Consider the following 20732-nt stretch of genomic DNA (forward strand, 5'->3'; position numbering starts at 1 on the left):
CTGCACTTGTTTGATTTCAAACAGATACAGACTTCTGAAAATCGCAGATTTCGCAGCCCCAAAAGGCACTTACGGGGATCGCCTAACGCAATTCGGGGGTCGAGTCAAAGAGCCGGATATGCTCGGTGATGGCAAAACGATCGGTCATCCCGGCAATGAAATTGCCGATCCGGCGCGCCTGTTCGCCCTCCGATTCCGGCTCGGCGCCTTCAGGGGGCAGCCATTCAGGCGGCAGATCCTCGGGCGCGCGCTGATAGCGTGCGAACAGGTCGGTAACCAGACATTCCGCCTCGACCATCACCCGCATGACACGCTCATGACGATACATGTGCTGCCAGAGGAAGGCCTTGATCCCGGCCTCGGCTTCTGCCGCGTCGGCACGAAACGCGACAAGCTTGCGCCCGCAACGGCGAATGTCCTCCGCGGATTGCGGCAACACCGCGCCTAGCCGTTGCTCCGTCTCACCGACGACCGCACCGATCAGATAGGAAATCAGCTCGCGCACCAGTTCGGCACCGCGCCGGCTCTCGTCGAGACCGGGATAGCGCGTGTCGATCTTGGCGATCATGTCTTGCGTGAGCGGCATCGCCTTGAGGTCATCGACGGTGAACAGCCCGGCGCGCAATCCGTCATCGATGTCATGAGCGTTGTAAGCGATATCATCGGCAATCGCCGCAACCTGAGCTTCCAGCGAAGCGAAGCTCGACAGCTCCAGATCAAAGGTGCGGTCATATTCGGTGATCCCGAAGGGCACGCCATGGGTGGCATAACGTCCCACGGGAGCGCCTGACGCGCCCGTCAGCGGCCCGTTGTGCTTAACGATGCCTTCGAGGGTTTCCCAGGTCAGATTGAGGCCATCGAACTCGGGATACCGATGTTCCAGTGACGTGACGAGGCGCAGAGTCTGAGCGTTATGATCGAAGCCGCCGTGGGCCTCGAGACAGGCGTCCAGCGCCCGCTCGCCGGCATGACCGAATGGCGGATGGCCGATGTCATGGGCCAGCGCCAGTGTCTCGGTCAGGTCCTCGTCGAGGCCCAGTTGCCGGGCCACGGCGCGGGCAATCTGCGCCACTTCCAACGTGTGGGTGAGTCGGGTGCGGTAATGATCGCCCTCATGGAACACAAAGACCTGGGTCTTGTGCTTGAGGCGGCGAAACGCGGTCGAATGGATGACCCGGTCGCAATCCCGGCGAAACGCGCTGCGGGTCCGGCTCGGAGCCTCAGAAAACAGCCGTCCGCGGCTGCGATCAGGGTCGCAGGCATAGGGTGCGCGGGGAGCAGCCATTCCGACCGACACGGCGTGTTTATCCTTGATCCAATTGATTCCTGAGCCTGCCGCACTTAACTATGGGGAGCGGCAGATTCAAATGGTTCGAATCCTGCCCGGAGAGCCAGATATGACCGACACTGCAGTCACCGAGGCCCCCCTCACCGTCAGCGCGCGTGCTGCGCGCCGGATCGGCGAGATCCTCAAGACCGAAGGCAACGGCGCCATGCTCCGCGTGTCGGTCGAAGGCGGCGGCTGCTCCGGCTTCCAGTACAAGTTCGACGTCGAGCGCGCCAAGGCGGACGACGACATCCTGATCGAACGTGACAGCGCCGTGGTGCTGGTCGACCCCTCCTCAGCACCGTTCCTGGCCGGCTCCGAACTCGACTTCGTCGATGACCTGATCGGCGCCTCGTTCCGCGTCGTCAATCCGAACGCGACGGCGTCCTGCGGCTGCGGGACCAGCTTCTCGATCTGACCTCTATTCGGCTCTTTTAGATCGGTCTATTTCTCGGCGAACAGCGCCCGCGCATTGCCGTGCGCGATCTGTTTAGCGACCGCCGGCGGCAGTTGCGCCAGCCATGCGCGATAGCCATCCATGATATCGCCATAGCTCGCCCAGCGTTCCGGCACCCAGGTGTCGGAGCCCAGCAGGAAGCGATCGGGGTAGCGCTCGAACAGCACGCGCCATTGCGGCGTCAGTTTGCCTGATCCGTCCACGATGCCGCTGCGGTAAGACAATTCACCCCACAGTTTCGGGTATTTTACCAGCATCGCTGCGACACGGTCCGGCGCGAGGCTGAAGCCGGTATGTGCCCAGATAATCTGCGCACGCGGATTGTGCCGCATCAGAATCTCGACCGCTTCGTCGTCGGCATGGGCGTGCAAATAGAGATTGTTGGCGACGGCAAAGTCGACGGTCTTCTTGACCATCTCGGTATCGGCCGCCTTGCCGGTCAGATGGAATTCGCCGACACCGCGATAGTAGCCGCGCTTGAACTCCTCCTGCACGAGATCGAAGATTACGGGATCGTTGAACCAGCTGCCGATATCGGCGCGCACGCGATACGGCCGGATGAACGGCACGACCTGCAGATCGCCTGCCTTGCCACTGGCCTTACCGTCCATCAGCACATGGGTGCCGGTGTTCGGGCGGCTGGTGGCGAGAATCCCGGTGACGCGGTTCTTCCTGAAAACCTCCAGCACTTCGTCGGGCTGGTAATACGGCTTCGGCTCCCAGTTGTAATGCATATGGGCGTCGAAGATTTCGATCCGATCGTCGGCACGTACCGACACGACAACAAGTGCGGCCAGCAAAGCGGCCGCAGTAAGCGTTCTCACCAGCATCGAAGACACCCTATTCCGCCGCCACGACGCGCGGACGATCGTCGTGATCTTCTTCGTCGAGCTGCGGCTGCAGCTTGCGCTTCAGCTTGCGGTCGATGCGGTCGAGATAGATGTAGATGACCGGCGTGATGAACAGCGTCAGCAATTGCGAGACACACAGACCGCCGACCACCGCGACGCCAAGTGGCTGACGCAATTCGGCGCCGGCACCGGCACCGAGCGCGATCGGCAGCGTGCCGAAGATGGCCGCAAAGGTGGTCATCATGATGGGGCGGAAACGCAGCAGCGCGGCTTCGCGGATCGCGTGTTCGGCCGAGAGGCCGACGCGGCGACGCTCGAGCGCGAAGTCCACCATCATGATGGCGTTCTTCTTCACGATGCCGACCAGCATCACAATGCCGATCATGGCGATGACGGACATTTCCATCTTGAACAGCATCAAGGTCAGGATCGCGCCGATGCCCGCCGACGGGAGGCCGGAGATGATCGTGATCGGATGGATGAAGCTCTCATAGAGGATGCCGAGGATCACGAAGGCCGCGAACACGGCGGCGAGGATCAGTACGCCCTGCCCGCGCAACGAATCCTGGAACACCTGCGCCGTGCCAGAGAAGCCCGTGGCGATGGTCACCGGCAGTTTGGAATCCGCCTCGATTTGCGTGATCTGGTCGACCGCATAACCCAGCGAATAGCCGGGCACCAGGTTGAACGAGATCGTCACCGCCGGCTGCTGGCCCTGATGGTTGATCTGCAGCGGCCCAACCGTCGGCACCAGACGCGCCACCGCACTCAAGGGAATGGTCTGGTTGTTCGACGTCTTCATATAGAGCTTGGAGAGATCGCTCGGATCGATCCGGAACTGCGGCTGTGCTTCCAGAATGATCTGATAGTCGTTGGTCGGCATATAGATGGTGCCGACCTGGCGCGAACCGAACGCATTATAGAGCTGGTTACGAACCTGATCGACGGTGACGCCATAAACCGCCGCCTTTTCGCGGTCGATATCGACCGTCATCTGCGGATTCTTGATGTAGAGGTCGGTCGTCACGTCGAGCAAACCGGGTACCTTAGCGATACGATCCCGCATTTCCGGCGACACGCGATACAGCGTGTCGGTGTCACTGCCCTGAAGCACGTATTGATACTGGCTCTTCGACGAACGACCGCCGATGTTCAGGTTCTGGATGCTCTGGAAGAAGGCCTGCAGGCCCGGAACGGCCAGCGACTTCTGGCGCAGCCGCGCCATGACCACCTGTGCGGAATCACGATCCTTGCGCGGCTTCAGTGCGACAAACAGACGACCGTAATTCGCCGTCGCATTCGGACCGCCGGAGCCCACAGTGCTGTTGATATATTCGACGGCAGGATCGGATTTCAGCAGATCGGCGAGCACCTGCTGTCGAGCACTCATCGCTTCGAAGGACGTATCGGTTGCGGCTTCAGTTGTACCGGTCAGGAAGCCGGTATCCTCCTGCGGGAAGAATCCCTTTGGTACGATGTTATAGAGATAAACGGTGCCGCCGAGGGTCGCGAGCGTCACCACAAGCATGATGCCCTTGTGCGCGAGCACGTGATCGAGCGCCCATTCGTAACCGCGCAGCCAGGCCGCAAACATGCGTTCGAAACCGCGCAGGATGAAATTTTCCTTGTGCTCGGGATTGTGCGCCCTGAGCACGCGCGCGCATAGCATGGGCGTCAGCGTCAGCGACACGAAGCCGGAGACGATGATCGCCACCGCAATCGTCACCGCGAACTCACGGAACACGCGGCCGACAATTCCCCCCATCAGCAGCACGGGAATGAACACCGCGATCAGCGAGAAGGTGATCGAGACGATGGTGAAACCGATTTCGCGTGCGCCTTTCAGCGCCGCGTCGAACGGCTTCATGCCAAGCTCGATATGCCGGACGATATTTTCCAGCATGACGATGGCGTCGTCGACCACGAAGCCCACGGAAAGGGTCAACGCCAGCAGCGTCATGTTGTTGATGGAGTAGTCCAGCATATACATCGCGGCGCATGTGCCGAAGATCGAGATCGGCACCGCCAGTGCGGGAATCAAGGTCGCGGAGGCTGAGCGGAGGAACAGGAAGATCACGAAGATCACCAGCACGACGGCGATCAGCAATGTCTCCTCGACGTCGGCGACGGCTTCGCGGACCGAGATCGAACGGTCCATCATCACATTGACTTCGACCGATGGCGGCAATTGCGCACGCAGCGACGGTAGCTTGGCGCGGACGCCGTCGACCACGGCGACCGTGTTGGCGTCGGGCTGCTTCTGGATTGCCAGCACGATGGCGCGCTCGCCATTCAACCAGGTCGCGACCTTGTCGTTTTCGACGGCATCATAGATCTTGGCGATTTCGTTCAGCTTGACGGGCGAGCCGTTGCGCCAGGCGACAACGACCTGGCCATAGTCGACGGCCTTGGACATCTGTCCGGATGCCTGCAGCGAGATATCCTGCTTCGGTCCGTTCAGGGTGCCGACCGGCGTCGAGGAGTTCGCGCGTGAAACCGCCGTGCGGATATCTTCAAGCGATAACCCGCGAGCCGCCGCAGCTTCGGGATCGGCCTGTACGCGAATGGCGAATTTCTGCGTGCCATAGATCAGCACCTGCGCCACGCCGGGGATCTGCGACAGAGCCTGTCCGATGGTGATATCGCCGAATTCATTAACGGCCGAGAGCGGCAGCGTCGATGAACTCAGCGCAATGAACAGCACCGGGAAATCGCCGGGGTTCACTTTGCGGAAGCTCGGCGGGATCGTCATTTCGATCGGCAACCGGCGCTGTGCGATCGTCAACGCAGTCTGCACGTCCAGAGCCGCCGCATCGATATTGCGGTTGAGATCGAACTGAATGATGATCTGGGTCGTTCCCTGCGACGAGCTCGACGACATCGACGAGATACCAGCGATGGTCGAGAGCTGACGCTCAATGATGCCGGCGACCGAGGCCGCCATCGTGTCGGCGCTCGCGCCCGGCAGCGTCGCCGTCACCGCGATGGTCGGAAAGTCCACCTTCGGCAGCGCCGACACCGGGAGCAACCGGAAACCGAAAATGCCAAACGCGATGATCGTCGCCGTGATGAGCGTGGTCATCACAGGGCGACGGATGCAGAGCTCCGAGAGGGTCATGTTTTATGCCCCGGCCTTGCGGGCCCGGGCTTCAACCCGTGTGCCTTGCGTCAGCAGGAGCTGGCCGTCGACGACGACGTCCTCATCCCCTTTTAAACCTGACGTGATCACCGAAATCCCCTGGAAGGTGCGATCGACTTCGACAGGTTGAACACGAGCAACGCCGTCCTTCACTGTGAACACGAAGTTCCCGGTCTGGCTGCGCTGCACAGCCACGGTCGGCACAACAACCCCGTCCTCAGTGCGTACGATCAGTTTGGTCTGCACCAGAATGCCCGGCCACAGGGTCTCGTTCGGATTGCTCATGATGCCGCGCACGGTGACCATGCCGGTGGTGGAATCCACGGTGTTTTCCACCATTGCCACCTTGCCGGTTTCAGAACGGCCACTGTTCGGGATGGTCGCAATGACCGAGGTCGATCCCGCCGCCATCGCTTCGCGCAGATCGCTAAGCACACGCTGCGGAATGGCGAAGGAGACATAGACCGGAGCCATCTGATTGAGGGTGGCGAGCGGCGCCGTATCAGCCGGGCGCACGAAATTGCCGACCTTCACATTGGCTGCACTGATCCGGCCGGAGAACGGCGCGCGGATGATGGTGTAGCTCTTCTGGACCTTGAGATTGTCGAGCGCCGACTGATCGGCCCGGATGGTTCCGGCCAGAATGTCGGATTGGGTCTTGGCATTGTCGACGCTGACCTGCGTGGTCGCGCCCTTCCCGATCAGATCGGTAAAGCGCCGCACGTCGCGTTCCGCACCGGCCAGTTGGGCCTGATCGCGAGCCAGCGTGCCTTCGGCCTGCTCGATCTGGGCATCGATCTGCCGCGAATCGAGGGTGAACAGCAGGTCGCCTTCGTTGACCTTGGCGCCGTCTTCGAAGTGAACCGACGTGATGGTGGTTTCGACTCGTGATTTCAGCGCTACGCTGGAAATTGGCGTCACCGTGCCGATTGCATCGACATCGACCGGGACGGGCTTGCGCTCGGCCTTGGCCAGTTCGACAGACACGACCCGCGCGCGCTGCGGGGCCTGGGCGCTGGTATTGTTTCCGGTCCAGGAGGATCGCGTCGCATAGGCAGCAACCGCCACAGCGCCGACGAGAACGAGTAGAGCGATCGATGTGCGTTTCTTCATATGGTCCATGTCACCTGGTACAGAAGATCGGGTCGCCCCCGTTTCCCGCCCATGGCAGCTTTAAAGACAGCGTCTGTGCGCTTTAGCCTTAAAGCTTATCATGTTGGCGGGGATGATGGTATGCCACGTTGACGTATTTTTGCCATTGTTGTTACCGGAATCCCAGCAGATGAGAATTGCCACCTGGAATGTGAATTCGGTCCGCCAGCGGCTGGACCATCTGCTGACCTGGCTGCGCGACTGCTCGCCGGACATCGTCTGCCTGCAGGAAATCAAATGCGTCGATGAGGCATTTCCGCGGGAGGCCATCGAGGCGCTCGGCTACAATGTCGTCACTCACGGCCAGAAGACCTTCAACGGTGTTGCCCTGCTCTCAAAATATCCGCTGGAGGAAGCCACGCCCCAGCTGGCGGGCGATGATGAGGATCTCCACGCCCGTTTCATCGAGGGCGTGGTGTCGCTGAAATCCGGGGTGGTCAGGGTTGCCTGCTTGTATCTGCCAAACGGCAATCCGGTCGATACCGAGAAGTATCCTTACAAGCTGAAATGGATGTCGCGACTACAGGAATTCACGAAGCTGCGGCTGAAAACGGAAGAGCCGTTGATTCTCGCCGGCGACTTCAACGTCATCCCGGCGGCGGCCGACGCCTATAATCCGGCGGCCTGGATCAATGACGCGCTGTTCAAGCCCGAAACCCGCGCGAGCTTCCAGACCCTGCTGGGATTGGGCATGACCGACGCCCTGCGCGCCGTCACCGATGAGCCCGGCCAGTACACATTCTGGGACTATCAGGCCGGCGCCTGGCAGAAGAACTGGGGCATCCGCATCGACCACCTGCTGTTGTCACCGCAGGCGAGCGACAAACTCATCGACGTCGGTATCGACAAGTATGTGCGCGCCTGGGAGAAGCCGAGCGATCACGTGCCGGTGTGGGTCGATCTGGATCTTGAAGCGGCGTAGAGGCCGCGTCGCCCAAGCCCCCCCAAACACAGACTGGATCGCCCGGCTTGACCGGGCGATCCAGCAAACGCCCGGGGGCAATGTTCCGAGACGGCGCCTGACGCGAGCACTCGTTGATAATAGTGAAGGCTGGCGATTACTGGGTCACCCGGTCAAGCCAGGTGACGACAGTCGAGTGTGAGGTAATCGCGCTCGGAAACGGCCGCTTAACCCGGGACAACCCTCAGTCCCGCTTGCCCGACACCCAGTGTTCAAGCATCTGCAGCGCCATGGCGCGGTCGTCTTCGGAGGCCTTGGCGATGGCCTTGTTGTAGCTGTCGCGGATCCAGGTGTCGTCCGGGCCGGCATTGTCGCGGGCCAGCGTCAGCCACATCAGGCCGCGCGCCATCTGCCGTGGCAGCGATTCACCGTTGAACAGCATCTGGCCGAGCAGCGCCTGCGCCTGGTGCTGGCCCTTCTGCGCAGCAAGGCCCAGCCAACGGGCACCGTATTTGGTGTCGCGCGGGGTGCCTATGCCCTTCAGATACAGCCGGGCCAGATCGTACTGGGCATCGGCATTGCCGAAGTAGGACGCGGCGTAGGAGAACATCTCGCGCGCACGCTCAGTGTCGGCCTTGATCTTCGAATTCGGGATACCGTCGAGGTAGTAGCGACCGAGCGCCACGAAGGCGTTGGCGACGATGGTCGCCTGCGGCGCGGACGGCGAGTCCTCGGCATGGGCATTGGCGATGCGGCTGAAATATTCGAAGGCGCGCAGATCGTCCTGAGCCACACCGTTACCGTCGGCATACATCCGGCCGAGCTTCCACTGGGCAATCGGATGACCGCCTTCGGCGGCATACTGAAGGGCGGTCAGCGAGGTATCGGGCTTGGCGGACTTCTTCAAGACCGGCGCAGCACCGGGAATGGTCGTTACAACCGGCAGGGCTGCGTCGCTGCTGCCAACGGGCGCGCCATCAAAGGCAAACGCCGGCGCGGCCACGGACGCGGCACCCAAAGCAAACACGCCGAAAATGATACGCTCAACTATCCGCATAACAGTATTTCTCGTGGGCCCGGCCGGTTTGGGTCACAGCGCAACCAATGGCCGATCCAACCTGCCGGGCATATGTCCACAGCGTCCCTGACATATGGTTAGTCGCGCGACGCTTCCCTTTGGTCGGGTGCGCGGCCAATTCTTTGTCAGTCAATTTTACGTTAAAGGCCCCCCCGACGGCGCCACCCCGGACGGGAGCGCCGTCTTCCGAATCGACGATGTCGAAAGCCACATTCCCCTTCGATCCGACTGCGTAACCGCCAATGGCGATCGGCTTGTCGGCAGAACGAATGACGTCCTGATGGGAATTCCGCGTCACGGGCTTCATTTTCTCCGCGATCATCCGCCCCGTCGCAGTGAGGTACGCTCCCCGCGACCGGCTGTGATCGAGCAATGTCGTCTTCAGCAACGGTGTGTCGGCAACTTCCAATATGTCTTTGGCGACATAACGGCTCACCCGCTTCAAATCGGTGCGATATGGTGTCTTTTTGAAGATTTCGACAGCACGAGATTCTTCCGCGCACAGCACTTGGCCGGCAGCGGGCCGTTCGCTCTGCGGCATAGCCAGACCCATCGCGGACGGGAGGGCGCCACACAACGTCTGCTCCCGGCCCTCCGTCATATGACGGCTAGGCAAACGCGACTTGATGTTCGTCTTGGCGTCCATCGCGAACCTGGTTTCTCAGGCCGCTTCGGTGATCCGGGACAATCCCACTGACATCCCGCCGATCAACAAAGCGCTCCAGCCTTCTGGCTGGTGAGAAATGATTTCACGAAGGCGTGTGGCCAAATAGCGGCGGTTACAATACCCACAGCACGACAGGGTTAAATCTTGGGGGACTGTGGCAACCAAGCAACATTTGTGGCGCACCGGCAACCCTTTTGAGCGAGGCTAAAATCGCTGCCGCGTTACCGGAAAGTCAGCGCAAGGCCGACTTTTCCATCCGTTGCCGATCTCAACGTCCGGCGGGCGCGGAGGTGGCACCACCGTAGACCAGCCCGGGATAAACACCGCGGACGAGCACGGGATCACGGCCCCAGCCCGGGTAATAGGCGAAGGAATCGCGTGAGTCGCCATAGGTTGTGACGGCCTGCGGTTGAGCATGCCGGTGTGCAGAGCGCTGCTCTGACGCAGTGGCGGCACCGGACATTATCAGAGCAATGAGGGCCGAAGCCGCGGCAGTGGTGATCGTTGTTTTCATGAAAAGCTCCCTGAATTTAGCGTCACTCGGAAATGACAGCACTTTGCGCATTGGACGCATTCGCGTCTGACCTTGACGGCAGATAACGTCGGGAGACCGGAACGTAAGCCCGCCGCAACTTCACGATGCGGCGATCAAAATTATCGATCGGAAATGCTTCCGACTACGTATTCAGCACGCGCCCATAGGCGTCGAGCACGGCTTCCTTCATCGTCTCCGAGATGGTCGGATGCGGGAAGATGGTGTGGAAGAGTTCCTCTTCCGTGGTCTCCAGATTCATAGCGACCACAAAGCCCTGGATCATCTCGACGACCTCAGCGCCGACCATATGGGCGCCGAGCAGCTGGCCAGTCTTCTTGTCGAAGATCACCTTCACCATGCCCTGGTCCTCGCCCTGGGCGATGGCCTTGCCATTGGCGACGAAGGGGAAGCGGCCGACGCGGATGTCCTTGCCGGCTTCCTTGGCCTTGGCTTCGGTGAGACCGACCGAGGCCACCTGCGGATGGCAATAGGTGCAGCCCGGGATCAGCGACTTGTCCATTGCATGCGGGTTCATCCCCTTGATCGCCTCGACGCAGATCACGCCCTCATGCTCGGCCTTGTGGGCGAGCATCGGCGGACCGGCGACGTCGCCGATGGCATAGATGCCGGGCACATTGGTCTTGCCGTATTTGTCGATCACGATACAGCCGCGCTCGGTCTTCACGCCGAGCTTCTCGAGGCCAAAGCCTTCGATATTGCCGACCACACCGACCGCCGAGATGACGCGATCGACGGTGAGTTGCTGGGTAGCCCCCTTGCCATCTTCGATGGTCACGGTGACCGAATCCGACTTCTTGTCGAGCTTGGTCACCTTCGCGCCGGACATGATCTTGATGCCCTGCTTCTCGAACTGCTTGCGGGCGAAGCCGGCGATCTCGGCGTCTTCCACCGGCAGGATCTGCGGCAGCACCTCGACCACAGTCACGTCGGCGCCCATGGTCTTGTAGAACGACGCGAATTCGATGCCGATGGCGCCGGAGCCGACCACCAGCAGCGACTTCGGCATCTTGTCGGGGTTCATCGCCTCGAAATAGGTCCAGACCAGCTTCTTGTCGGGCTCGAGGCCCGGCAGCACGCGCGGCCGAGCGCCTGTGGCGACGATGATATGCTTGGCAGTATAGCTGCCTGCCCCGAGCGCGCCCTTGGGTGCTGCGGCTTCCGTCTTCTTGACAGTGAACTTGCCCGGCGCATCCAGGGTCGCTTCACCCCAAATGATCGAGATCTTGTTCTTGTTCATCAGATATTCGACGCCGCCGCTGAGGCGCTTCACGACGCCGCGCGAGCGCGCGATCACGGCCTTGATGTCGAACGTCACGTTGTCCGCCGACAGGCCATAATCCTTGGCATGCTGCATGTAGTGATAGATTTCCGCCGAGCGCAGCAGCGCCTTGGTCGGGATACAGCCCCAGTTATTGCAGATGCCGCCGAGATAGGCCTTCTCGACGATCGCTGTCTTGAAGCCGAGCTGCGCGGCCCGAATGGCCGTCACATAGCCGCCGGGACCGGAGCCGATGACGACGACGTCGAAGGATGTATCAGCCATGTGTTACTCGCTCTTTCTTCCCTCTCCCCTTGTGGGAGWGGGTGGATGCGCGCCGTCAGGCGCGCAGACGGGTGAGGGGTAATGCTGGGCAGCGTCGAGAATGGCTTCGAGCACCATTTCCGAGCGCTGCAGAATGTCGTTGTTCCAGAAGCGCAGGGTGCGAAATCCGCGTTCCTTCAGATCTCGGTCTCGTTGTTGGTCTCTCGTACTCTCCGCATGCTGGCTGCCATCGGCTTCCACGATCAAACGACGTTCGAACGACACGAAATCCGCGATCCAAGGACCAATCGGCACCTGCCGGCGAAATTTTAGATTTGTCAGACGACGGGATCGCAGCAGGCGCCACAGCGTCTTTTCAGTCTCGGTCGCATTCGCTCGCAGCGATTTGGCGAACGCGCGCTTCTGATAGGACACCGGCTGGTGCATACCCCTCACCCGTCTCGACCGCTGCGCGGTCGATCCACCCTCTCCCACAAGGGGAGAGGGAAGAAAGAACTGCGTTACTACACCACCATCATCACCGGATTTTCGATCAACTTCTTGAATGCCGTGATCAGTTCCGCGCCGAGCGCGCCGTCAATGGCGCGGTGGTCGCAGGACAGGGTCACGCTCATGATGGTTGCAGCGACGATCTGGCCATTGCGCACCACGGCCCGTTCCTCGCCCGTGCCAACCGCAAGGATCGACGACTGCGGCGGATTGATCACCGCCGTGAAGTCCTTGATGCCGAACATGCCGAGATTGGACACGGATGACGCGCCGCCCTGGTATTCGTTAGGCTTGAGCTTCTTGGCCTTGGCGCGCGCGGCAAGTTCCTTCATCTCGTTGGAGATTGCCGAAATGGACTTGATCTCGGCCTGGCGAATGATCGGCGTGATCAGACCGAACGGCAGCGCCACCGCGACGCCGATGTCGGAATGCTTATGACGGAGCATCGCTGCTTCCGTCCACGACACGTTCGCTTCCGGAATCTTCTGCAGCGCGATGGCCATCGCCTTGATGACGAAATCGTTGACCGAGAGCTTGTAAAGCGGCTTGCCGTCCTTGTCCTTGCCGGCGGCAGCGTTGATCTCCTCGCGCGCGGAGGAGAGCTTGCCGAGATCGCAGTCGACGGTGAGATAGAAGGTCGGCATCGAGTTGGTCGCGGCGGTGAGACGCTGCGCAATCGTGCGGCGCATCGAGTCATGCGGCACGCTCTCGTAAGCGCCCTGCTCGTACAGCCCGAGAATCTGCTGATCGGACATTGCAGGCGCACCGATCGCTCCAGTTGCACCTGCGGGAGCGCCGGCAGCCGCGGCTGATGCCTTCAGGCCGCCACCAGACTTCGCCTTCTCGACGTCTGCAGCCACAACGCGACCACGCGGACCCGATCCGTTGATACGGCCGAGTTCGATGCCGGCGTCCTTGGCAAGACGACGCGCCAGCGGTGACGAGAATACGCGCGCGCCATTGCTCTGTGAGACGGCTGGCTGCGGAGCTGGCGTAGCGGCCGCTGCCGGTGCTTTCGCTGCGGAAGCAGCAGCCGGCGCAGGTGCAGCAGCTGCAGGCTTCGGCGCTGGAGCTTCGGCAGCAGGCGCGGGCTTCGGCTTGTCAGCCCCTGCCCCCGAACTCGCGGCCTTCACGTCCTCACCGTCGGCGGCGAGCACCGCGATGACGGCGTTCACAGCAACATCCTGCGTACCTTCCGCCACCAGGATCTTGGCGATGGTGCCTTCGTCGACGGCTTCGACTTCCATCGTCGCCTTGTCCGTCTCGATCTCCGCGATCACGTCGCCAGACTTGACCTTGTCGCCCTCCTTCTTGAGCCACTTGGCAAGGTTGCCCTTTTCCATGGTGGGCGACAGCGCAGGCATCAGAATGTTGATTGGCATTGTCAGTGACCTTGTTGCGACCGCGGCGTGGTGTTGCCCATGTCAGTCGGACGCGCGATTTCAGCTTCGAACATTTCGACGATGCGGTTCAGCGCCTCGTCCTCGGAATAGTTGGCCTCACGCGCATAGGCGCGTGCGGCATGGCGCGCGATATCGACCAGCAGGAGCCCCCACATGTCGGGCTCCTCGAAGGCACGCATGAAGGCGATGGACAGCCCGCCATCCAGCACGAATGCGCGCAACACCTCGGTGGCGTCCTCGCGGTCCATGACATCCGGCGGCAATGGCTGTTCCTTCGGACCTGCCATGGTTCACCGATAGCAAACGGCTTTGGCCGCAGCTACGACGTCGGCGACCGACGGCAGCGCAAGCTTTTCAAGATTGGCGGCGTAAGGCATCGGCACGTCCTTGCCCGACACACGCGCCACCGGCGCATCGAGATAGTCGAACGCGTGCTCCATGATGCGTGCGGCGATTTCGGCGCCCACACCCGACTGCTGCCAGCCTTCTTCCACCGTCACGGCGCGTGAGGTCTTCTTCACGGACTCGATGATGGTGTCGGTGTCGAGCGGACGCAGCGTGCGCAGGTCGATGACCTCCGCCTCGATGCCTTCCTTGGCGAGTTCTTCGGCTGCCTTCAGGGCATAGGTCATGCCGTTCGACCACGAGATCAATGTCACATCCTTGCCGACACGTGCGACCTTGGCCTTGCCGATCGGGACGATGTAGTCGTCGAGCTTCGGCACCTCGCCGGAATGCCCATAGAGCATTTCGTTTTCGAGGAAGATCACCGGGTTCGGATCGCGGATAGCAGCCTTGAGCAAGCCCTTGTAGTCGGCAGCGCTATAGGGTGCGACGACCTTCAAGCCGGGGATCTGCGAATACCAGGCCGAGTAGTCCTGGCTATGCTGGGCGCCAACGCGCGCCGCAGCGCCGTTCGGGCCGCGAAACACGATCTGACAGGTCATCTGGCCACCGGACATGTAGAGCGTCTTGGCGGCGGAGTTGATGATCTGGTCGATCGCCTGCATGGCGAAGTTGAAGGTCATGAATTCGACGATCGGCTTCAGGCCGGACATCGCCGCGCCGACGCCAACGCCGGCGAAACCGTGCTCGGTGATCGGCGTGTCGATGACACGGCGTGCGCCGAATTCCTGCAGCAGGTTCTGGGTGACTTTGTACGCGCCCTGATATTCGGCGACTTCCTCGCCCATGATGAAGACGTCTTCATCCCGGCGCATTTCCTCTGCCATCGCGTCGCGCAGCGCTTCGCGGATGGTCATGGTCACCATCTCGGTGCCTTCAGGAATTTCGGGATCGAGCTGGATCGAAGCCGTCGGAGCTGCTGGCGCTGTAGCCTCTTCCTTCGGAGCCGGAGCGGATTTGGCTTCCGCGGCAGGCGGCGCGGATTCTGCGGCCTTCTCCTGCTTCGCGGGGGCCGGTGCGCTCGCTGCAGCGGATGCATCTTCGCCGTCGGCGAGGATGGTCGCGATCGGCGTGTTGACCGCAACGTCGTTGGTCCCTTCCGGGATCAGTATCTTGCCGAGCGTTCCTTCATCGGTCGCTTCGACTTCCATCGTCGCTTTGTCGGTTTCGATTTCAGCGATCACATCGCCGGACTTGATCGTGTCGCCTTCCTTTTTGAGCCATTTGGAGAGGTTGCCCTTCTCCATGGTCGGGGACAGCGCGGGCATCAGAACTTGAATGGCCATTATAACTCCAGATCGGTCTTTAAGCCGCGCGCTTAGCGGTACACATCGGTGTAAAGTTCGGATGCATCGGGCTCAGGATCCTGCTGCGCGAAATCCGCCGACGCGTTGACGATGTCACGCACCTCGGCATCGATCGCCTTGAGGTCCTGCTCGGTCACATCAGCGGCCAGCAGACGGTTGCGCACCTGCTCGATCGGGTCCTGATCATGGCGAACCTTGTCCACTTCCTCGCGGGTGCGATACTTGGCCGGATCGGACATCGAGTGGCCGCGATAGCGATAGGTCTGCATTTCCAGAATGAACGGACCCTTGCCGGCGCGGCACCAGGCGACCGCGCGGTCACCGGCGGCCTTCACGGCGCGGACATCCATGCCGTCGACCTGCTCACCCGGAATGTTGAAGGAGATGCCGCGCTTGGAGAAATCGGTCTGAGCCGAGGAGCGCGTCACCGAGGTACCCATGGCGTAGCGGTTGTTCTCGATGATGTAGATCACCGGAAGCTTCCACAGCTCGGCCATGTTGAAGCTCTCATAGACCTGGCCCTGGTTCGACGCACCGTCGCCGAAGTAAGCGAGGCTGACGAGATCATTGCCGCGATAACGGTTGGCGAAAGCGAGACCCGTTCCGAGCGACACCTGCGCGCCGACGATGCCATGGCCGCCGTAGAAGTTCTTCTCGCGGCTGAACATGTGCATGGAGCCACCCTTGCCCTTGGAGTAGCCGCCCCTGCGTCCCGTCAGCTCGGCCATGACGCCCTTGGCGTCCATGCCGCAAGCCAGCATGTGGCCGTGGTCGCGATAGCCGGTGATGACCTGATCGCCGTCCTTCAATGCCATCTGCATCCCAACGACGATGGCTTCCTGGCCGATATAGAGATGGCAGAAACCGCCGATCGCGCCCATGCCGTAGAGCTGGCCAGCCTTCTCCTCGAAGCGTCGGATCAGCAGCATGTCGCGAAGCGCGTGCATCTCCTGATCGCGGGTGAAATCTGGCGGCGATGACGGGGTTGCGCCATTGCTCGTTGCCTGCCCTGCGGGAGCGACGCTTTTCTTCGGTGCGGCCATGAAAATTCCGGATGCGAGAGTGAATGGCCCTTCCTACTCCAAGTGCTTGCGCCATGAAAGGGATTGCGTCGCGCGGAATGCCACACTGTTGTTTCGCACTGCAGCGAAGGCGTGAAACTTTCGAAATCGAATTGGAGCGGTTTTGTAATTTGAGGAATGGAAGCGCGCATAGTGGTCATGTCATCGTCACGACGCACAGGCGCGAGCGATCCATAGCTTTGATGCAAAGCTGTGTTGCTTCACGCGAGGACGACTCGCCGTGCTGAAGCAAGCTGAAGAATAAATCTCAGTTTGGCTTGATGACCTTCACGAGGTCGCGCGGATGCGCGTAGTCGAGCTGGTAGCGCGCGCGCTCGTCGAGCATGTCGGGATCGAGTCCGGCAGATCGCAGCAGCGCCACGCGCTGCTCGGCCTTGGTGCGTTCCTTCTTCAACTGCACCAGTTCAGAGGTCAGCGCGACAATCTCCTGATCGAGCTCCTGCCGCGCGTTGAGACCGTATTTGCCGGTATAGGCATTGACCCCGAAATAGCTGATCATCATCGCAGCCAGTGCATAGAGCACGAGCCCGGTGAGGACCGATTTGAGGCGGGTATGCTTGACCATGCCTGAAAATGCGACGGCCCGGTTAAGGCGAACCTAACAACCGGGCCGCAACCTGAATTTGCGCGGCTTATTTCTTCAGCTTTTCGACCCAGGCGGCGAAGGCGTCGATATAGGCCTGCAGCACCGGACGGATGGATTCCTTGACGATCTCGCCCTTGTCGTCGAACGCGTCGGCGATCGCGTTGAGGTAAATCTCAGGCTGCCCCATGATCGGGCCAACGATGCCCGGCAGGACCTGGCGCAGGTTCATGACGGCGGAAACGCCGCCGCCGGGGCCCGGCGCGTTGCCGACGATGCCAATCGGCTTGCCGAGGAAGCAGCTCTTGCCGAACGGACGGGAGCCGACGTCGATGGCGTTCTTGAGCACGCCAGAGGTGCCGCGGTTGTATTCCGGCGTAACAAAGATCACAGCGTCGGAGGCGTGAATGGTGTCACGGAACTTGACCCAGTCGGCCGGCGGCGTGGCTTCCAGGTCCTGATTGAAGAATGACAGGTCGTGCAGCGTGATGACGTTCAGCTTCAGCGACGGCGGCGCCAGCTTGGCGAATGCATTCGCAACCTTGAGCGAGAATGACTGTTTGCGGAGGCTGCCGACAATGACGGCAACGCTGTAGGTGGCCATGAGATATCCCCTGAATAACTGCTTCCAAAAAGCGCGGAGCGCATCTGGAACCTGTCACCCATCCCGACAAAAGATGCAAGTGCATGGATTGCTTTTGACTGCCGCAATCGGGCCAGACCGGCACGTCCGCCTCGCCCGCCCAAACACATCTTCGTTATGCTAATATCGCTCAAATGGATGACGCGCGCAGCGCCGCTGCGATCGAACCTGCGGAGAGTACTGCGCGACAGACCACGTGAGACAACCACGCACGCCAGTCCCGACTGATAGGCGACGTCTGGTCAGGCTGCTCAAATGCGACCGTCGCAATATGCGGGGCTTCCGATGCGCAACCTTGGTCTTGTGGCTTCCGTAGTCTTCGCCTTGAGCTTGCTCAGTCAGTCGGCCTTCGCCGACAAACGCGTCGCACTGGTGATCGGCAACTCGGCCTACCAGAACGTGGTCAAGCTCGCCAATCCGGTCAACGACGCCGCGGCGATGACCGAGACCTTGAAGACCGCGAATTTCGACATTGTCGAAGCCCGACGGGATCTGAAGGCGACCGAGATGCGCCGGGCCTTGCGCGATTTCGCGGACAAGGCGCGCGATGCGGACGTTGCTCTGGTCTATTTCGCCGGCCACGGCATCGAGGTCGATGGCACCAACTACCTGATTCCGACCGACGCACTGCTGGAACGCGACACCGACGTCTATGACGAGGCGTTCTCGCTGGAGCGCATCCTCGTGACCATCGAGCCGGCCAGGAAGCTGCGGCTGGTGATCCTCGATGCCTGCCGCGACAACCCCTTCGTCAAGAACATGAAGCGCACCACGGCATCCCGGGCGATCACCCGCGGCCTCGCCAAGGTGGAGCCGGCCAGCCCCAACACACTGATCGCCTATTCGGCCAAGGCCGGCTCGACGGCGCTGGACGGCGACAGCAAGAACAGCCCCTTCACGGCCGCGCTCGTCCGCCACATCGCGACGCCTGGCCTCGACCTCCGCAAGGCCTTCGGCTTCGTCCGCGACGACGTCATGAAGAACACCAGCAACCGCCAGGAACCGTATGTCTACGGTTCGCTCGGCGGCGACGACGTGCCGCTGGTCCCGGTGGCTGCCGTCGCCACGTCGCCCGCCGTCGGTGTCCAGGCCGAAACCCGCCGTGACTACGAGCTGGCTTTGCAGCTTGCGACCAGAGACGGCTGGAACGCGTTCCTGACCCAGCACCCCGACGGCTTCTATGCGTCGCTGGCAAAATCCCAACTCGCGAAGCTCGCAGCCGAGGACGCCCATACCGCTGCTGCGGAGAAAGCCCGCCTCGCCGTTGAAGAGAAAGCCCGTCTGGCTGCCGAAGGCGCCAGGAAGGCCGAACAGACCAAGGCAGCGGCCGATGCCAAGACCGCCGAGGATGCCCGGATCGCCGCCGAGAAACTCAAGACCGCCGAGCAAGAACGCGCCGCCGCCGGCGAGCGCGTCCGTGCGGCAGCCGAAGCCAAGGTCGATGCCGGCAAGCCGGACACGCCTGCCGCCGGACCGCAGTTGGCGACACTCCCTTCCCCCACAGCCGATGTGTCCCGAACACCCGCACCAGCCGATCTACCCCGTCAGGTCCAGGTCGAGCTTCAGCGGGTGGGCTGCCTGCAGGGATCAGTCGACAACTCATGGACTGTGGCTTCCCGCAAGTCGCTCGAGCGCTTCAATCGCTACGCCTCGACCAAGTTCGATGCCAAGGCGGCCAGCACCGATGCGCTCGAGGCGATCAAGGCCAAGTCTGCACGGGTCTGCCCGCTGGTCTGTGCGCATGGTTCAGAGGCGGACGGCGACCGCTGCGTGAAAATCGTATGCCGCGCCGGCACGTTCCTGAACGATGACAACGAATGTGAGCAAAAGCGCAGCCGCAACCAGGCCAAACGCAACGCGCCGCAACGCGAACGTCTTGAGCGCGATGAGCTTGATCGCCCTCAGGTTCAGGCCCGCGCGCCGCGCGCGCAGCCGTCCGGCCAGATCGTCTGCGACAGCGGCGGCTGCCGGCCGGTGCGTCCGGGTTGCCGTCTGGTGTCGCGTGACATGCGCATCGGCCTGACCAATGTGGAAGTATGCAACTAGGCCGTGCCGGCCGTCGTCGGTTCAGCGCGTAATCGCAGGTCGCGGGCTTCGGAGTCCATGGTCGCGTCACCGGTCGGCTTCCCGCCCGAGCCAGGCCTCGCGGGTGAGCAGCCAGATTTGCCGAATGCCTTCCCCGGAGACGTAGGCGAATGGCTCGCGTGCAATTTCGATGGCGCCCTGCTTCTCCTTCACGCGGGCGGATGCGCGGTTGGCCACGGCGTTGGTCAGGTACAGGAATGGCCACTTCAGTTCTTCGAGAGCGTAGGCCGTAACCGCGTTGGCGGCCTCCGTCATCAGGCCGCGGCCCTGCAACTCCGGATCGAGCCAGAAACCGCGCATGTCACGGGTCTCGCCATCGAACGGCCAGAGATCGATCCGGCCGCGCAGCTCATCGGAGTCCTTCAACGTGATGGCCCAGAAGTACTTCTCGCCGCGCCTGAGCTTGTCCAGGGTCTCGGCCATATTAGTGCGCGCGCCATCGGCGGGAAACGGCCAGGGAATATAGGCCGAGAGCCAGCGCACGATTTCCCATTGCGGAAACAGCCGCTGGATGGCCGGCGCATCACGCTCCTCCAGCGGCCGGAGGACGAGGCGTTCGGTTTCCAGGGTTGGTATCGGCGGCAGTTGCACTGCGCGCTTCATCTCGAATTTGACGCCTGCTTCGCCCGTCACCGCGAATGCGAAGCGCTCGTAGAGACTTCGAGCCGGGTTGTTCTTCAGCACCATGAGCGCGATCGGCTTTGCTGCCGCGCGCCAAGTCGTGAGCAGGTTGCTCAAGATTTCCGTTCCAATACCTGCCCGCTGGTACCCAGGAGAAATAAAGAACTGCTGCAGGCGTATTTCGGTAGCGGTCTCCGAAACCTGAAGCCAGCCCGCCTCGATCCCGTCGACCGCAACGATCCGCACCTCCTCGACCTTCCACTGCGCTGCGAAACTGTCGCGCTGCTTCCGTTCGTCCCACACCATCAACGCTTCCGTGACGGGGCGCATCGCGGACATGTAGAGTTCTAGGGCGAAATCAAAGTTCTCCGCCGAACCTTGCCGCAGCTGAATGCTCCTGATCATGCCCCAGAAGTAGCATCGCTATCTTTACGCGGCGAGGC

19 protein-coding genes are annotated in these 20732 nt (G+C 61.7%); 3 read left to right on the forward strand and 16 right to left on the reverse strand.

The genetic code is table 11. The features are described from left to right. Nucleotides 1-82 precede the first annotated feature (82 nt). Nucleotides 83-1285: a deoxyguanosinetriphosphate triphosphohydrolase gene (locus AC1DUY_RS03085; protein ID WP_478112425.1), complete on the reverse strand. Its 1203-nt coding sequence runs from the start codon at nt 1283-1285 to the stop codon at nt 83-85. A 112-nt stretch (nt 1286-1397) separates the two neighbouring features. Here AC1DUY_RS03085 and erpA point away from each other — a divergent pair, with 112 nt between their 5' ends. Next, a complete protein-coding gene (gene erpA / locus AC1DUY_RS03090; protein WP_093758714.1) occupies nt 1398-1745 on the forward strand; it encodes an iron-sulfur cluster insertion protein ErpA in 348 nt (115 codons plus the stop codon). Nucleotides 1746-1771: 26 nt separating this feature from the next. Here erpA and AC1DUY_RS03095 read toward each other — a convergent pair whose 3' ends face one another. The 3 genes from AC1DUY_RS03095 to AC1DUY_RS03105 are packed head-to-tail and all read right to left on the reverse strand — an operon-like array spanning nt 1772 to nt 6887. Continuing rightward, the gene (locus AC1DUY_RS03095) at nt 1772-2614 is read right to left on the reverse strand and encodes an amidohydrolase family protein (protein WP_478112145.1); all 843 of its coding nucleotides are present in this window, start codon (nt 2612-2614) and stop codon (nt 1772-1774) included. Nucleotides 2615-2624: 10 nt separating this feature from the next. Beyond that, entirely contained in the window at nt 2625-5753 is a 3129-nt protein-coding gene (locus tag AC1DUY_RS03100) for an efflux RND transporter permease subunit (protein ID WP_478112147.1), read from the reverse strand. Nucleotides 5754-5756: 3 nt separating this feature from the next. Beyond that, nucleotides 5757-6887 (reverse strand): efflux RND transporter periplasmic adaptor subunit, encoded by a 1131-nt coding sequence (locus AC1DUY_RS03105; protein WP_439093276.1) that lies wholly within the window; start codon nt 6885-6887, stop codon nt 5757-5759. 169 nt (nt 6888-7056) lie between these two features. On the opposite strand from AC1DUY_RS03105, the gene xth reads away from it, so the two are divergent. Continuing rightward, the gene (xth, locus tag AC1DUY_RS03110) at nt 7057-7848 is read left to right on the forward strand and encodes an exodeoxyribonuclease III (RefSeq protein WP_478112150.1); all 792 of its coding nucleotides are present in this window, start codon (nt 7057-7059) and stop codon (nt 7846-7848) included. A 223-nt stretch (nt 7849-8071) separates the two neighbouring features. On the opposite strand, the gene AC1DUY_RS03115 is transcribed toward xth, so the two are convergent. From AC1DUY_RS03115 to AC1DUY_RS03165, 11 genes are all read right to left on the reverse strand, one after another. Further along, nucleotides 8072-8884: a tetratricopeptide repeat protein gene (locus tag AC1DUY_RS03115; RefSeq protein ID WP_478112152.1), complete on the reverse strand. Its 813-nt coding sequence runs from the start codon at nt 8882-8884 to the stop codon at nt 8072-8074. Further along, nucleotides 8871-9551, reverse strand: coding sequence for a hypothetical protein (locus tag AC1DUY_RS03120; protein ID WP_478112154.1), 681 nt, complete (start codon nt 9549-9551; stop codon nt 8871-8873). Before AC1DUY_RS03120 ends, AC1DUY_RS03115 begins: the two co-directional genes overlap by 14 nt. A 289-nt stretch (nt 9552-9840) precedes the next feature. Beyond that, nucleotides 9841-10086 carry a hypothetical protein gene (locus tag AC1DUY_RS03125; protein ID WP_478112156.1) on the reverse strand — a complete coding sequence of 82 codons (246 nt, stop codon included), beginning with the start codon at nt 10084-10086 and terminating at the stop codon, nt 9841-9843. A 163-nt stretch (nt 10087-10249) separates the two neighbouring features. Beyond that, on the reverse strand, nt 10250-11671 hold the full coding sequence (gene lpdA / locus AC1DUY_RS03130) for a dihydrolipoyl dehydrogenase (RefSeq protein WP_092142492.1): 1422 nt from the start codon (nt 11669-11671) through the stop codon (nt 10250-10252). Between the two features lie 3 nt (nt 11672-11674). Then, complete coding sequence (locus AC1DUY_RS03135) at nt 11675-12097, reverse strand: endonuclease domain-containing protein (RefSeq protein WP_478112158.1); 423 nt, start codon at nt 12095-12097, stop codon at nt 11675-11677. Between the two features lie 77 nt (nt 12098-12174). Next, on the reverse strand, nt 12175-13542 hold the full coding sequence (locus AC1DUY_RS03140; RefSeq protein ID WP_478112160.1) for a pyruvate dehydrogenase complex dihydrolipoamide acetyltransferase: 1368 nt from the start codon (nt 13540-13542) through the stop codon (nt 12175-12177). Between the two features lie 2 nt (nt 13543-13544). Then, nucleotides 13545-13850: a DUF5076 domain-containing protein gene (locus tag AC1DUY_RS03145; protein ID WP_068730814.1), complete on the reverse strand. Its 306-nt coding sequence runs from the start codon at nt 13848-13850 to the stop codon at nt 13545-13547. 3 nt (nt 13851-13853) lie between these two features. Beyond that, entirely contained in the window at nt 13854-15254 is a 1401-nt protein-coding gene (locus tag AC1DUY_RS03150; protein WP_478112163.1) for a pyruvate dehydrogenase complex E1 component subunit beta, read from the reverse strand. 32 nt (nt 15255-15286) lie between these two features. Next, nucleotides 15287-16318, reverse strand: a complete 1032-nt coding sequence (gene pdhA, locus AC1DUY_RS03155) for a pyruvate dehydrogenase (acetyl-transferring) E1 component subunit alpha (RefSeq protein WP_478112165.1) — start codon at nt 16316-16318, stop codon at nt 15287-15289. A 286-nt stretch (nt 16319-16604) separates the two neighbouring features. Then, on the reverse strand, nt 16605-16922 hold the full coding sequence (locus tag AC1DUY_RS03160; protein WP_439093284.1) for an FtsB family cell division protein: 318 nt from the start codon (nt 16920-16922) through the stop codon (nt 16605-16607). A gap of 67 nt (nt 16923-16989) precedes the next feature. Then, nucleotides 16990-17544: an NADPH-dependent FMN reductase gene (locus tag AC1DUY_RS03165; protein WP_478112167.1), complete on the reverse strand. Its 555-nt coding sequence runs from the start codon at nt 17542-17544 to the stop codon at nt 16990-16992. 324 nt (nt 17545-17868) lie between these two features. On the opposite strand from AC1DUY_RS03165, the gene AC1DUY_RS03170 reads away from it, so the two are divergent. Further along, nucleotides 17869-19629: a caspase family protein gene (locus AC1DUY_RS03170; protein WP_478112169.1), complete on the forward strand. Its 1761-nt coding sequence runs from the start codon at nt 17869-17871 to the stop codon at nt 19627-19629. Between the two features lie 66 nt (nt 19630-19695). Here AC1DUY_RS03170 and AC1DUY_RS03175 read toward each other — a convergent pair whose 3' ends face one another. Further along, nucleotides 19696-20694: a GNAT family N-acetyltransferase gene (locus AC1DUY_RS03175; protein ID WP_478112171.1), complete on the reverse strand. Its 999-nt coding sequence runs from the start codon at nt 20692-20694 to the stop codon at nt 19696-19698. Between the last annotated feature and the right edge of the window lie 38 nt (nt 20695-20732).

It is taken from the genome of Tardiphaga sp. P4_G1, from assembly GCF_056401215.1.

What these genes read in the sequence shown, in the direction of transcription:
- AC1DUY_RS03085 (WP_478112425.1), bottom strand. Translation starts at nt 1,285, where the DNA reads ATGGCTGCTCCCCGCGCACCCTATGCCTGCGACCCTGATCGCAGCCGC.
- erpA (WP_093758714.1), top strand. Translation starts at nt 1,398, where the DNA reads ATGACCGACACTGCAGTCACCGAGGCCCCCCTCACCGTCAGCGCGCGT.
- AC1DUY_RS03095 (WP_478112145.1), bottom strand. Translation starts at nt 2,614, where the DNA reads ATGCTGGTGAGAACGCTTACTGCGGCCGCTTTGCTGGCCGCACTTGTT.
- AC1DUY_RS03100 (WP_478112147.1), bottom strand. Translation starts at nt 5,753, where the DNA reads ATGACCCTCTCGGAGCTCTGCATCCGTCGCCCTGTGATGACCACGCTC.
- AC1DUY_RS03105 (WP_439093276.1), bottom strand. Translation starts at nt 6,887, where the DNA reads ATGAAGAAACGCACATCGATCGCTCTACTCGTTCTCGTCGGCGCTGTG.
- xth (WP_478112150.1), top strand. Translation starts at nt 7,057, where the DNA reads ATGAGAATTGCCACCTGGAATGTGAATTCGGTCCGCCAGCGGCTGGAC.
- AC1DUY_RS03115 (WP_478112152.1), bottom strand. Translation starts at nt 8,884, where the DNA reads ATGCGGATAGTTGAGCGTATCATTTTCGGCGTGTTTGCTTTGGGTGCC.
- AC1DUY_RS03120 (WP_478112154.1), bottom strand. Translation starts at nt 9,551, where the DNA reads ATGGACGCCAAGACGAACATCAAGTCGCGTTTGCCTAGCCGTCATATG.
- AC1DUY_RS03125 (WP_478112156.1), bottom strand. Translation starts at nt 10,086, where the DNA reads ATGAAAACAACGATCACCACTGCCGCGGCTTCGGCCCTCATTGCTCTG.
- lpdA (WP_092142492.1), bottom strand. Translation starts at nt 11,671, where the DNA reads ATGGCTGATACATCCTTCGACGTCGTCGTCATCGGCTCCGGTCCCGGC.
- AC1DUY_RS03140 (WP_478112160.1), bottom strand. Translation starts at nt 13,542, where the DNA reads ATGCCAATCAACATTCTGATGCCTGCGCTGTCGCCCACCATGGAAAAG.
- AC1DUY_RS03145 (WP_068730814.1), bottom strand. Translation starts at nt 13,850, where the DNA reads ATGGCAGGTCCGAAGGAACAGCCATTGCCGCCGGATGTCATGGACCGC.
- AC1DUY_RS03150 (WP_478112163.1), bottom strand. Translation starts at nt 15,254, where the DNA reads ATGGCCATTCAAGTTCTGATGCCCGCGCTGTCCCCGACCATGGAGAAG.
- pdhA (WP_478112165.1), bottom strand. Translation starts at nt 16,318, where the DNA reads ATGGCCGCACCGAAGAAAAGCGTCGCTCCCGCAGGGCAGGCAACGAGC.
- AC1DUY_RS03160 (WP_439093284.1), bottom strand. Translation starts at nt 16,922, where the DNA reads ATGGTCAAGCATACCCGCCTCAAATCGGTCCTCACCGGGCTCGTGCTC.
- AC1DUY_RS03165 (WP_478112167.1), bottom strand. Translation starts at nt 17,544, where the DNA reads ATGGCCACCTACAGCGTTGCCGTCATTGTCGGCAGCCTCCGCAAACAG.
- AC1DUY_RS03170 (WP_478112169.1), top strand. Translation starts at nt 17,869, where the DNA reads ATGCGCAACCTTGGTCTTGTGGCTTCCGTAGTCTTCGCCTTGAGCTTG.
- AC1DUY_RS03175 (WP_478112171.1), bottom strand. Translation starts at nt 20,694, where the DNA reads ATGATCAGGAGCATTCAGCTGCGGCAAGGTTCGGCGGAGAACTTTGAT.